The sequence below is a fragment of the Caballeronia sp. NCF2 genome (assembly GCF_023631205.1).
GTDB classification, from domain to species: domain Bacteria; phylum Pseudomonadota; class Gammaproteobacteria; order Burkholderiales; family Burkholderiaceae; genus Caballeronia; species Caballeronia zhejiangensis.
In genome coordinates this window covers 80,815-93,130 of the sequence record NZ_JALQDN010000069.1, presented here as the reverse complement: position 1 = coordinate 93,130, position 12,316 = coordinate 80,815, and the positions used below count along the sequence as shown (strand labels likewise).

General features: G+C 62.9%; 9 protein-coding genes. 8 read left to right on the top strand and 1 reads right to left on the bottom strand.

What is annotated here, in order from left to right; translation table 11 throughout:
• The first annotated feature begins 136 nt into the window (after positions 1-136).
• The 5 genes from NCS02_RS27700 (at position 137) to NCS02_RS27680 (ending at position 6,763) form a co-directional block, all read left to right on the top strand.
• Positions 137-1,123, top strand: a complete 987-nt coding sequence (locus NCS02_RS27700; protein WP_250520187.1) for an AAA family ATPase — start codon at positions 137-139, stop codon at positions 1,121-1,123.
• Positions 1,120-2,850, top strand: a complete 1,731-nt coding sequence (locus NCS02_RS27695; RefSeq protein WP_250520186.1) for a cobaltochelatase CobT-related protein — start codon at positions 1,120-1,122, stop codon at positions 2,848-2,850. The genes NCS02_RS27700 and NCS02_RS27695 overlap by 4 nt, the downstream gene beginning before the upstream one ends.
• Before the next feature lie 522 nt (positions 2,851-3,372).
• On the top strand, positions 3,373-4,806 hold the full coding sequence (locus NCS02_RS27690) for an NAD(P)/FAD-dependent oxidoreductase (RefSeq protein ID WP_175980327.1): 1,434 nt from the start codon (positions 3,373-3,375) through the stop codon (positions 4,804-4,806).
• Positions 4,807-4,849: 43 nt separating this feature from the next.
• Positions 4,850-5,239, top strand: a complete 390-nt coding sequence (locus tag NCS02_RS27685) for a nuclear transport factor 2 family protein (RefSeq protein ID WP_250507851.1) — start codon at positions 4,850-4,852, stop codon at positions 5,237-5,239.
• Positions 5,240-5,323: 84 nt separating this feature from the next.
• Complete coding sequence (locus tag NCS02_RS27680) at positions 5,324-6,763, top strand: amino acid permease (RefSeq protein ID WP_008346042.1); 1,440 nt, start codon at positions 5,324-5,326, stop codon at positions 6,761-6,763.
• A 42-nt stretch (positions 6,764-6,805) separates the two neighbouring features.
• Here NCS02_RS27680 and NCS02_RS27675 read toward each other — a convergent pair whose 3' ends face one another.
• A complete protein-coding gene (locus NCS02_RS27675; RefSeq protein ID WP_008346040.1) occupies positions 6,806-7,585 on the bottom strand; it encodes an IclR family transcriptional regulator in 780 nt (259 codons plus the stop codon).
• 189 nt (positions 7,586-7,774) lie between these two features.
• Between NCS02_RS27675 and sauS the strand changes: the two genes are divergently transcribed.
• The 3 genes from sauS to NCS02_RS27660 are packed head-to-tail and all read left to right on the top strand — an operon-like array spanning position 7,775 to position 12,239.
• Positions 7,775-9,238, top strand: coding sequence for an acylating sulfoacetaldehyde dehydrogenase (sauS, locus tag NCS02_RS27670; protein WP_250523376.1), 1,464 nt, complete (start codon positions 7,775-7,777; stop codon positions 9,236-9,238).
• The gene (locus tag NCS02_RS27665) at positions 9,235-10,848 is read left to right on the top strand and encodes an AMP-binding protein (RefSeq protein ID WP_250520184.1); all 1,614 of its coding nucleotides are present in this window, start codon (positions 9,235-9,237) and stop codon (positions 10,846-10,848) included. The genes sauS and NCS02_RS27665 overlap by 4 nt, the downstream gene beginning before the upstream one ends.
• 50 nt (positions 10,849-10,898) lie before the next feature.
• Entirely contained in the window at positions 10,899-12,239 is a 1,341-nt protein-coding gene (locus tag NCS02_RS27660) for an MFS transporter (protein ID WP_008346035.1), read from the top strand.
• Positions 12,240-12,316: the final 77 nt, after the last annotated feature.

Genomic DNA, 12,316 nt, shown 5'->3' with positions numbered 1-12,316 from the left:
TCAATTTGTCGACATTATTTTAAATGAGGTGCCGATCGCCGCCTCATACGCCGTTCGGATGAAAATAAACGAAATGAATTGTTCCGAAAAAGAATAGTTGCTATGCTGAAGTCTCTGCTACGGGAGACGAAGCCTCATGATGCGCGACACATGGATGGACGAGCCGGATCGGAAGGTGTCCGTGCGCTCGCTTTTCGGAATCGACACCGATCTGGACGTTCCTGCGTTCAGCACGCGCGATCCGCACGTTCCGGAAATCGACGAGGCGTACCGCTTCAATCCCGAGGTCACGCTGGCGATTCTCGCCGGCTTCGCATTCAACCGGCGCGTGATGGTGCAGGGGCTGCACGGCACCGGCAAGTCGACTCACATCGAACAGGTGGCGGCACGGCTCAACTGGCCTTGCATGCGCGTCAATCTCGATGGCCACGTGAGCCGCCTCGATCTCGTCGGCAAGGACGCGATCGTGGTGCGCGACGACGTGCAGATCACCGAGTTTCAGGAAGGCATCGTGCCTTGGGCGCTGCAACGGCCGGTTGCGCTCGTGTTCGACGAATACGACGCCGGCCGTCCCGACGTGATGTTCGTGATTCAACGAATTCTGGAACGCGACGGCAGTTTTACGCTGCTCGACCAGAACCGCGTGATCCAGCCGCATCGTTTTTTTCGGCTGTTCGCGACGACCAACACGATCGGCCTCGGAAACCTGAACGGCATGTATCACGGCACGCAGATGTTGAATCACGCGCAGATCGATCGCTGGAACGTCGTCGCGACGCTCAACTATCTGTCGCGCGAGGAAGAGGCCCGCATCGTGCTCGCGCGCGTGCCGCAGCTCGATAACGACGCGGGCCGCGCGCTCGTCGATTCGATGGTGAGCATGGCGGGTCTCACGCGGCGCGGCTTCGCGGCGGGCGATTTGTCGACGCTGATGTCGCCGCGCACCGTCATTAGCTGGGCGGAAAACCGCGAAGTTTTCCGCGATACGAAGCTCGCGCTGCGTCTCACTTTCCTGAACAAATGCGATGAAGCGGAACGGCCGATCGTCGCGGAATATTTTCAGCGCGCGTTCGGCGAGGAACTCGATACGCCATCGCAGTGGCACGACGAGTCGGCGCGATGAACGACTCGCGCGAACGCGCGCGACGCGATGCGCTGTGCGCGGCCACCGTGCGAGCCCTGACCGGCGACGACGCATTGCATTACCGCGGTGGCAAGTTGTATCGGCATCTGCGGCCGGTGCCGTTGCGTGCGCCGCATTTGCGCGGCGAGCACAGAGAGGAAGATGACGCCGATTCGGCGCGCGGCGCGGCCGATGCGTCCGCGTTGCGCATCGCGCATTCGGATGCCGCGCTGCATCGCGAACTCGCTCCCGGTGAACCCGTCGCGCGCATGGTCTTCGACATGCTCGAACAGTTGCGCTGCGAAACGCGCGTGCCTTCCGGCATGGAAGGCGTGAAGCGCAATGTGCGGCATCGCTTCGATGCGTGGTCGCTCGCGTGCTACGAATCGGGCTTGCTCGACAGCGATATCGGCTTGTTGATTTACACCGCCGCGCAAATGGCGCAGTCGCGTCTTTCGGGCCGCGCCGTGCTCGAAGAAACCGAAGGGCTCATCGAAGCGACCCGTGCGGCGCTCGCGCCATCGCTCGGCAATGCGCTTGCGGGCATGCGCCGCCATCGTCACGACCAGCGCGCGTATGCGGTCCATGCGCTGGAAATCGCGCGAACGATAGGCGAAATGGTGCAGGAAGTGCGGCACACGTTCGTCGAGAGCGATTCATCCGACGACGAAGAAGAAGATGCCGCGCGCACCATGCTCGGCACCTGGTTCGATACCGACGACGAACATGGCGAACTCGAACGGCTGGCGCTCGCTGCGAGTGGCGACAGCAGCGCGCGCGAGGCGACGGGCGAGGCGTATCGCATCTTCACCACGCGTTACGACAAGACCGTTCGCCCATCGACGCTGATCCGGGCCGCGTTGTTGCGCGAATATCGCGAGCGGCTGGACGCTCTGATTGCCGCGCGGCATATCAACGTGCCGCGTCTCGCGCGCATGTTGCAGGCGTCCATCACCGTGCCGCGTCGCGATGGCTGGTCGTTCGGCGAGGAAGACGGGCGCATCGACGGCCGGCGGCTCGCGCAAGTGGTGGCATCGCCGGATGAGCGGCGCGTATTCAGACGCGAGCGCGAACGTCCGCACGCGGACTGTGCGGTGGGCTTTCTCATCGACTGCTCGGGCTCGATGAAGGCGAGCATCGAGCCGGTCACGGTGATGATCGACGTGCTCGTGCGAGCTCTTGGCATGGCGGGCGTCACGACGGAAGTGCTCGGCTTCACGACCGGCGCATGGAATGGCGGGCGCGCGAAGCTCGACTGGCTCGCGAAGGGCCGGCCGAAGTATCCGGGCCGGCTCAACGAAGCCTGCAACATGATTTTCAAGGAAGGGGAGGCAGGCTGGCGTGCCGCGCGACGCGATATCGCGGCGCTGTTCAAGGCCGATCTGTTCCGCGAAGGTATCGACGGCGAAGCGGTGGATTGGGCATGCTCGCGGCTCATCGCGCGTGACGAAGCGCGCCGCATCCTCGTTGTCATCTCCGATGGAAGCCCGATGGACAGCGCGACCGCGCAAGCCAACGATCCGAACTATCTCGATCAGCACTTGAGAGAGGTCGTCGAGAAGCACGAAGCATCGCGCGCTGTGGAAGTGCTCGGCCTTGGCGTCGGCCTCGATTTGAGCACGTACTATCGGCATCACTTCGCAGTGGATCTGAGCGTTGCGCCGGACATGACGCTATTCGCGAAGCTCGCCGCATGGCTCGGTGCGCGGCGCAGAGGCACGACTTAACGCGCGATGTATGTCGTCGGTTTCGAACAGGCCGATGAAGACGATGGCGGTTTCGTCGACATCGCGGCATGGCATGACTTGCCAGCGCTTGCCGACGACGTGAATCTCGGCACACGTTCCATCACGAGCCGCGCGATGCTCTTCGCGCGCAAGAGGCGATCGCCGATCGACGCGCACGTGGCCTTGGGCAAGCGGCGATCGAAACGCTCATCGGAGCGAAAGGCAATGCTGCGCAGATCGGCGGGAAGATGACTCGAAGGCATGAATGCTTGCCCTTCGATGCCTGAGAGCGCTTCGGCATGGGTCACTCCGCATGATCATTGGCCTCCCGAGACATTCGGTGCGAGAGAGAAGGGATTCGGCTCAGTATGACCAGACAAAAAGCGCGCGCGGTAGTGCCAGACGCGACCAATCGCTGGGGCCAGCGGCGGCGGCATCCTGGCACTAACGATGGTTTCGGCGTGGCTCTAAGCGGTACGTCGAGTTCGGTGCAGTATGAGGGTACTTTCCAAGGAGTCATCGGTGGCTACTCTCGACTACGTTGCGCCGGCCTTTCGTGGCGCGTGCGCCCCATACGATCCGCTCTACGACCCGCTCGTTTCGCCCATCGGCCGTCAGCCGATGGATTACGCGCCCACCTACTGGGTCGCGACCGCGGGCGAGCCGCCCGAAGACGACGGCCCCTTGCCCGGCGATGCCGACGTCGACGTGTTGATCGTCGGCGCGGGATTCACCGGCCTTTCGACGGCGCTCTTTCTGGCGCGCGAACATGGCATCCGCGCGACCATCGTCGATGCGAATCGCACGGCATGGGGCTGCACGAGCCGCAACGGCGGGCAAGGGCAGAACGCGAGCGGACGCCTCTATCGCTCGCAATGGATCGAACGCTGGGGCAAGCAGACGGCGCTCAGGCTCGATGCCGAGATCCGCGAAGGTTTCGACACCTTCAAGCAATTGATCGGCGAGTTCACATGCGATCCGCAGCCGGGCGGGCATCTGTACATCGCGCATCGCGCGCGCAAGATGGACTTTCTCGCGAACGAATGCAAAGTGATGCGCGACGTATTCGGCTACGACGCGCGCATGCTGAGCGCGAAGGAAGTCGCGCAATCGTATGTCGACGATCGCGAGAATTGCGGCGCGCTGCTGGAGCCCGATGGCATCGGCGTGCATCCGTTGAAGCTCGCGTTCGGCTATATGCGTATGGCGCGCTCGCTCGGCGTGAAGGTGCATCCGGGCACGCCGGTCCTCAACGTCGAGACGATTCGCGGCGTGCATCATGTCCGCACGCCGCGCGGCGTGATTCGCGCGAAGGCGATCGCGTTCGCGACCGGCGGCTATACGCGCAACGACATGCATCGCGCGCTATCCGCGAAGATCATGCCGATACTCTCGAACTCGCTCGTTACGCGGCCGCTTACGCAGGAAGAACTCGCATCGACCAATTTCCTCTCGCGCCAGGTCATTACCGATACGCGCACGCTGCGCTTCTACTATCGGCTGTTGCCGGATAACCGCGTGCAGATCGGCAGCCGCAGCGCGATCACCGGCGCCGATGCGGCAAACCCTCGCCATATGGACGTGCTCATCGAGGGCTTGCATCGCAAGTTTCCATCGCTCAAAGGCATTCGCATCGATTACTCCTGGTGGGGCTGGGTCGATGTGAGTCACGACATGATGCCGCGCGTCGCGCAACCCGATCCGCAGCAGAGCATTTTTTATGCAGTCGGTTATGGCGGAAACGGCGTGTCGTTCTCCGCGCATGCGGGGCGGCGCATGGCCGAGCGCGTCGCGGGAAAGTGGCAGCACAGCCGCGACGATCTGCCGATCTACGACTCCGCGCTCGAATATCCGAACGTGATGGGCATGGTGAAGTGGAAAGGCTTCGCGCCGTTCCGCCGCGTCGGCCAACGGTTTCTGTATCACAAGTATCTGGCGCAGGACGAGAAGCGCTGAACGCATTTTGGTCTCTTTCGCAACGCACTGAAAACATCGACACATGAGCACACAAACGAATCAGGATTACATTCGCCTCTTGCAGACGTTCAACGATGCATGGAACCGCCACGACATCGACGCGCTGATGAACTGCATGGCGGACGAATGCGTTTTTCACGGCGTGGCCGGACCCGATGCGCTGGGCCGCACGTTCAAGGGCCGGGACGAAGTGCGCAAGGGCTTCACGCTTGCGTGGGAAACCTTTCCCGATGCATCGTGGAATGACGGCGAGCACTTCGTGAGCGGCAATCGCGGCGTATCGGAATCGACGTTTCGCGGCACGAAGGCGGACGGCTCGCGCATCGAGGCGCGCATGGTGGACGTCTTCACGTTCAGCAATGGCAGGATCGCGGTGAAGAACGCCTATCGAAAGGATCGTCCGGCGCTTTGAAGCGTCATTGAACGAACGCCTCGACCCGCCGGCAACGAACCCGCGGGCGAGCGCCGAATCGGTACAAGCAAATCAGGAGACGACATGCAATCGAGTACGGAGCAGAGCGATCTCAAGTGTGGCCTCAAGCAGCGCCACATGACGATGATCGCATTGGGCGGCGTCATAGGCGCCGGACTATTCGTCGGGAGCGGCGTGGTGATCCAGCAGGCCGGACCCGCGGCGATTCTCTCGTTTCTCATCACGGGCGGCCTCGTGGTTCTCGTCATGCGTATGCTCGGCGAGATGGCCTGCGCGATGCCCGCCGTCGGCTCGTTCTACGAATATGCGCGGCTCGCGTTCAAGACGCAGCGCGGGCCGGGCCGTCTCGCCGGGTTCCTGACGGGCTGGATGTACTGGTACTTCTGGGTCATCGTGATCGCGCTCGAAGCAGTCGCGGGCGCGAAGCTCGTGCAGTTCTGGATACCGGATGTGCCTGCATGGATGATCAGCCTGGTGTTGCTCGTCGTGCTCACGCTGACCAATCTCATTTCGGTCGGCAGTTATGGCGAATTCGAGTTCTGGTTTTCGTCGATCAAGGTCGGCGCGATCATCGTGTTCCTGTTTCTCGGCGGCCTGTACGTCTGCGGCTTCTGGCCCGCATCGATGCACACGACCGATGTCGCCGCGACGTTCCTCGGCCATGGCGGCTTCATGCCGAAGGGCATCGGGCCCGTGATGACGGGCGCGGTCGCGGCGACCGGCTTCTACTTCGGCGCGGAAATCGTCACGATCGCGGCGGCCGAAGCGAAGGAGCCTGCGAAGGCAGTTGCGAAGGCAACTAATTCCGTCATCACGCGAGTGCTCGTGTTCTATGTCGGATCGGTGGCGCTCGTCGTCGCGCTGGTGCCGTGGAATTCGCATCAGATGGCGACGCCTTATGTCAGCGCGCTCGAAGTAATGGGCATGCCCGCCGCAGCCAACGTGATGAACGCGATCGTCCTCACCGCCGTGCTGTCCGCGCTGAACTCGGGCCTCTATGCGGCATCGCGCATGCTGTTCGCGTTGACGCGTCACGGCGATGCGCCGCTCGGACTCGCGAAGGTCAACAAGCGCGGCGTGCCGACGCGCGCCATTCTGCTCGGCACGGTTTTCGGGTATGTGTCGGTGGTGATGTCGTATGTATCGCCGGATACGGTGTTCGCGTTCCTCGTGAATTCGTATGGCACGGTGGCGATCTTCGTGTATCTGCTGATCGCGTTTTCGCAACTGCGCTTGCGCGGCCGTATGACGAGCTTCGAAGTAAGCGACCTGCGCGTACGCATGTGGGGATTTCCCTATCTCACGTGGCTCGCGATCTTCGGGATGATGGCGATTCTCGTCGCGATGGCCTTCATTCCCGATCAACGCAAGCCGCTGTGGCTGGGCGTCGCGAGTCTCGGCATTCTGATCGTCGCGTATGTCGTGTTCAAGCGCGGCCGCAAGGAAGTCGAGGTCGAAGACGAACATCATTCGACGCGGCATCTCCAGACCAGCGAACGATAAGCACTGAAGCAAAGGCCGGTTTGCCGAATCGAAAACCGGCCTTCAATCCTTGAACGTCTTCGCGGTTTCTTCTGCAGCACGGCGCAGATCGGGTTCGAACGCAAGCAACTGATCGAGTGCCACGCGCCCCACCGGCGCCTGAATCGCAATCGCCGCACACGCGCGATTGCGATCGAGCATCACCGGCACCGCGATCGCAACGAGTCCCTGCAAATGCTCCTGATTGTTGATGGCGAGCATGCGGCGGCGTGTCAATGCGAGCTCCTTGCGCAGTGCGTCGCGATCGGTGATCGTGCGCTCCGAATACGAACGCAACGGCAAGCGTTCGATCATGCGTTCGCGCCGATCCTTCGGCAAAAAGCTCAGCAGCAGCTTGCCGCTTGCGGAGCAATGCAACGGCACATGCGAACCTGGCTGCAGATGCATGCGCAGCGGCCATCCCGTTTCGACGCGATCCACATAGACGACGTCGTTGCCCGCGAGCATCGTCAGATTGCATGTTTCGCCGACGCGCATGACGAGCTGTTCCAATAGCGCATGACGCGCCGCAGCGGGACCCGCGTGCATCAGCACGTTGATGGCGAGCGTACGCACGCGCGCCGAGCATTCATAAAGCTTGTCGCTTGCGCCGCGCGTGACGAGCCATGCGTCCATCAACTGCACCAGGATGCGATGCACGGTCTGTTTGGGCAGACCCAATGCATCGACGAGCTCGGTCATGGAAAGCGGGCGATTCGCCTCGGCGAGCGTTTCGAGCACGCGAAACGCGCGCACGGCGGCGGCATTCGATTGATTCGAAGTCACGCTTGTCTCCGTCTGCATACTTTTCGGTTTTATTTCATTGTGCGTCGAAAACACCGGTTTTCGGGACTCTAAAAAGTCCCGAAAAGCTGAATTTCCGATGCTCGCGCTATCGCTGCACGCGTTAGTCCAGAAAACGGGACCGCGCGACGGACGCGGCTGACTAGATTGGAAAGCACCTTCAATCTTCCAACAGCCGAGGTTTATCGCATGAATCACATGGCAAGCGGCGCGACGCTCGCACGTCCTCACGACGATGCGCCGAATCAACCAGAACCCGATGTGGAGCGCATCGTTGCCGCGCTCGTGACGCGAGCGCGCGCCGCGCAACGACGCTTCGAACAAGCGGGCCAGGAGACGCTCGACTTAGCTGCATCGGCCGCTGCGTGGGCCATCATGGAGCCGCAGCGCAACCGGCAACTCGCGGACCTGGCCGTGCGCGATACGGGCCTCGGCAACGCCGACGACAAATTCCGCAAGAACCATCGCAAGACGCTCGGCCTGCTGCGCGATCTTCACGGCGTCGCGACGACGGGCGTGATCGTGCGCGACGAGGAACACGGCATCGTCGAAATTGCGCGCGCGGTCGGCGTCGTGGCGGCGATCACGCCATCGACGAATCCGGCCGCGACGCCCGCCAACAAGATCATCAACGCGCTCAAGTGCGGCAACGCGGTCATCGTCGCGCCCTCACCGAAGGGCTATTCGTCGTGCGCGTTGCTCATCGAGTTCATTCATGCGGAGTTCGCGAAGGCCGGTCTCGATCGCGATCTCGTGCAGATGTTGCCGCATCCGATCGGCAAGGCCGCGACCGCCGCGTTGATGAAGCTCGCGGATCTCGTCGTCGCGACGGGCTCGCAGGCGAACGTCCGCATGGCCTATACGAGCGGCACGCCCGCGTTCGGCGTGGGCGCGGGCAACGTCGCATCGATCGTCACGGCGAGCGCGATTCCCGATGATGCCGCGCGCAAGATTGCCGCGTCCAAGACGTTCGACAACGCGACGAGTTGTTCATCGGAGAACAGCGTCGTGATCGAAGAAGCGATCCATGCGCGCATGCTCGATGCGTTGACGAAGCAGGGCGGCGTGCTGCTCGACGCTGCGCAGAAGGCGCGGTTGCAGGCGGCGATGTGGCACGACGGCAAGCTCTCGGCGCGCTGCACCGCGCGCTCGGCGACGGCCATTGCGCGCGAAGCGGGCCTCGACGATATCGCGGCGCGCGAGCCGAAGTTCTTGATGGTCGAGGAGAGCGGCTACGGCGCCGAGTATCCGTTCTCCGGCGAAAAGCTCTCGCCCGTGCTGACGGTCTATCGCGCGCGCGACATCGACGCCGCAATCGGCATCGTGCGCGGCATCTACGAATACATGGGCGCGGGACATTCGGTCGGCGTGCACGGCGCGGACGATGCCCTCGCCGTCCGGCTCGGCACAGAATTGCCGGTGGCGCGCGTGATCGTCGATCAGGCGCACTGCCTCGCGACCGGCGGCAACTTCGACAACGGCCTGCCGTTCTCGCTGTCGATGGGATGCGGCACCTGGGGCGGCAACAACTTCTCGGCGAATCTCGGCTATCGGCAATACCTGAACGTGACGCGCATCGCGTATCGGATTGCGGAGCGCGTGCCGGAAGTCGACGCGTTGCTCGGCGATTACTTCAGGAGGATCGGGCGATGAGCGCGTTAGCGGATCGAATCGTTCCTTCCGATCGTGCGCCGGTCGTTGCATCGACGTTGCGCGCATTGATCGACGCTCGCGCCGGACGCGCGCCGGACAAACCCTTCCTGCTGTCCGCGGTCGGGGACGACATGCTGACCTTCGGCGCGTTGCGCGAAGCATGTCTCGCGCTGGAAGAGCGTTTTCATGCTGCGGGCCTGCGTGCGGGCGATGTCGTGTCCGTCTTCATGGGCAACGGCATTCAGACCGCGCGGCTGCTGCTGGCGGCGATGTATAGCGGCCTGGTGGCGAATCCGCTGAATCTCTTGTGTCAGCCTTCGCAGGTGCGCTATATCGTCGAGCATTCGGAGACGCGCGCGATCTTCGTCGCCGATGACACGCACGACACCATCGTCGAAGCGATGGACGTGTTGCGTCGCGAAGGCATGGACCGTGACGTCGCTGTGGTGCGTACGTCGCCCGATGCGAACGCTTTACCCGATATCCCGACGCTTCCGTCACGCACGATCGGACTCGTGCGCGACGAAACGCCCGGCGCGCATATCGTCGCGAGCGATGCGGGCGCGATGAATCCCGGCGATACGGCGCTGCTCATGTACACGTCGGGCACGACGGGCGCGCCCAAAGGCGTGCTGCTGAGTCATCGCAGCCTGCTCGCCAACATGCGCAACATCAGCGACGAACATCGGCTATCCGATGATGATCGCGTGCTCGTATCGTTGCCGCTCTATCACATCAACGGTCTCGTCGTCGCGCTGCTGTCGCCACTGTGGCACGGCGGATCGGCGGTGATGACGCCGCGTTTCTCGGCGCGCACGTTCTGGAACGAGGCATCGCAGTTCGGATGCACATGGATCAACGTGGTGCCGACCATCGTCGCTTATCTGCTGAACGGCGAGGGCGCTGAGGGCTGCGATCTGTCGGCGCTGAAATTTTGCCGCAGCGCGTCGGCAGCGTTGCCGGCCGATCATCATCGGGCGTTCGAGAAGCGCTTTCGCATCGGCGTCATCGAAACGATGGGCATGACGGAGACCGCCGCGCCGATATTCAGTAATCCGTATGACAAAACGTTAAGGCGAATCGGCAGTATCGGCTTGCCTTCCGGCGGCGAAGCGAAGATCGTCGACATCGATGGACGTGAGTGCGCGCCCAACGAAACCGGCGAGCTCGTGCTGCGCGGCGAGCAATTGATGAGCGGCTACTACAAGCGTCCGGAAGAAACGCGCAACGCGTTCACGGAAGACGGATGGCTGCGCAGCGGCGATCTCGGCTACCGCGACGAGGCGGGCTTCTTCTACATCAATGGACGCGCGAAGGAACTGATCATCAAGGGCGGCGAGAACATCGCGCCGCGCGAGATCGACGAAGCGCTGCTGCGTCATCCCGGCGTGCTCGAAGCAGCGGCCGTCGGCGTGCCCGATGCAGCGTATGGCCAGGACATCGTCGCGTACATCGTGCCGAACGGCGGCGCGGCATCGCTCGATGTGGCCGACTTGCGCGCGCACTGTCTGCGCGAACTCGGCCGTTACAAGACGCCGCGTGAATTCCGCTTCACCGATGCATTGCCGCGCGGACCTTCGGGCAAGGTGCAGCGCCTGAAGCTCGTATAGCTGACACGGCTCGATATTCCACATCAGATGGACCAAAGGAAGGAGACACTGTGAACAAGCAACGTCAGCGCGTGAAGACGCGCCATATCATTCTCGGCGTGATGTGTCTGATGTACTTCATCTCGTACATCGATCGGGTGAACATCGCCGTTGCAGGACCGTTGATCCGGCAGGAGATGGGCCTCACGTCCGTGCAGCTCGGGCTCGTGTTCTCCGCGTTCGCGTATCCGTATGCGGTGATGCAGATCGTCGGCGGATGGCTTGCCGATCGATTCGGCCCGAAGCTCGTATTGACCGTGCTCTCGTTGATATGGGGCGCGGCGACGCTCGCGACGGGCTTCGCGGGCAGCATCGGCATGCTCGTGCTGTTGCGCCTTGCGTTGGGCATCGGCGAGGGCGGCGCGTTTCCGACCGCCACGCGCGCCTTCACGTTCTGGATGCCGGTGCGCGAACGCGGCTTTGCACAAGGCATCACGCATAGTTTCGCGCGGCTCGGCGGCGCGGTGACGCCGCCGCTCGTGCTTGCCGTGGTCGCAGCGAGCGGCTGGCGCGAGGCATTCATTCTGCTGGGCATCGCGAGCCTTGCGTGGACGGTGCTGTATCTCTTCGTCTTCACCAATTCACCCGATGAAAACCGCCGCGTGACGCCCGAGGAAACCGCTGAGATCGGCTATCGCGCGGGAGAATGCGCGCGCGCGAGAAAGCAGCCGACGCCGTGGCGCATGCTGATTCATCGCATGTGGCTCGTGACCTTCGTCGACTTTTGCTATGGCTGGCTGCTGTGGGTGTATCTGACGTGGCTGCCTTCGTATCTGAAGGAATCGCGCGGCTTCGATCTGAAGCATCTCGCGCTGTTCACCGCATTGCCGCTGCTTGCCGGCGTGATCGGCGATACGCTCGGCGGCGTGCTGTCGGACCGCATCTACCGGATCACGGGAAAACTGCGGCTCGCGCGCTGCAGCATTCTCGTCGTGGGCATGGGCGGGTCGCTCGCCTTCCTTCTGCCGATGGTCAATGCGCCGAGCCCGATCATGGCGGTGTGGTTCCTGACGGCATCGTTCTTCTTCCTCGAGATCACGAATCCGGTGCTGTGGACGTTGCCGCTCGATATCGCGGGTAAGTATGCGGGCACGGCGGGCGGCATGATGAACACGGGCTTCGGCATCGCGGGAATGGTGTCGCCGGTCGCGTTCGGTTATCTGATCCAGCAGACAGGAAGCTATAACGTGCCGTTCACGATTTCAGCGGGATTGCTCGCGGTCGGTGCGGTCGCGGCGCTTTTCATCGATACGAGCAAGACCGTGGAAGCCGACGAAGCGCGTGCGGCGCGCAGTCGCGAGGAGATGGGCGTGCCGGCGTTCGCGGGAGGGGCGGGGCAGTGGCATGAGTAGCGGCGTTCGCGCGTCGCATTGTTACGGTTGAGACGCTCGGCTCTGTTACGCTCTGGCATCCTTATTGAACGACGGAA

What these genes read in the sequence shown, in the direction of transcription:
- NCS02_RS27700 (WP_250520187.1), top strand. Translation starts at nt 137, where the DNA reads ATGATGCGCGACACATGGATGGACGAGCCGGATCGGAAGGTGTCCGTG.
- NCS02_RS27695 (WP_250520186.1), top strand. Translation starts at nt 1,120, where the DNA reads ATGAACGACTCGCGCGAACGCGCGCGACGCGATGCGCTGTGCGCGGCC.
- NCS02_RS27685 (WP_250507851.1), top strand. Translation starts at nt 4,850, where the DNA reads ATGAGCACACAAACGAATCAGGATTACATTCGCCTCTTGCAGACGTTC.
- NCS02_RS27680 (WP_008346042.1), top strand. Translation starts at nt 5,324, where the DNA reads ATGCAATCGAGTACGGAGCAGAGCGATCTCAAGTGTGGCCTCAAGCAG.
- NCS02_RS27675 (WP_008346040.1), bottom strand. Translation starts at nt 7,585, where the DNA reads ATGCAGACGGAGACAAGCGTGACTTCGAATCAATCGAATGCCGCCGCC.
- sauS (WP_250523376.1), top strand. Translation starts at nt 7,775, where the DNA reads ATGAATCACATGGCAAGCGGCGCGACGCTCGCACGTCCTCACGACGAT.
- NCS02_RS27665 (WP_250520184.1), top strand. Translation starts at nt 9,235, where the DNA reads ATGAGCGCGTTAGCGGATCGAATCGTTCCTTCCGATCGTGCGCCGGTC.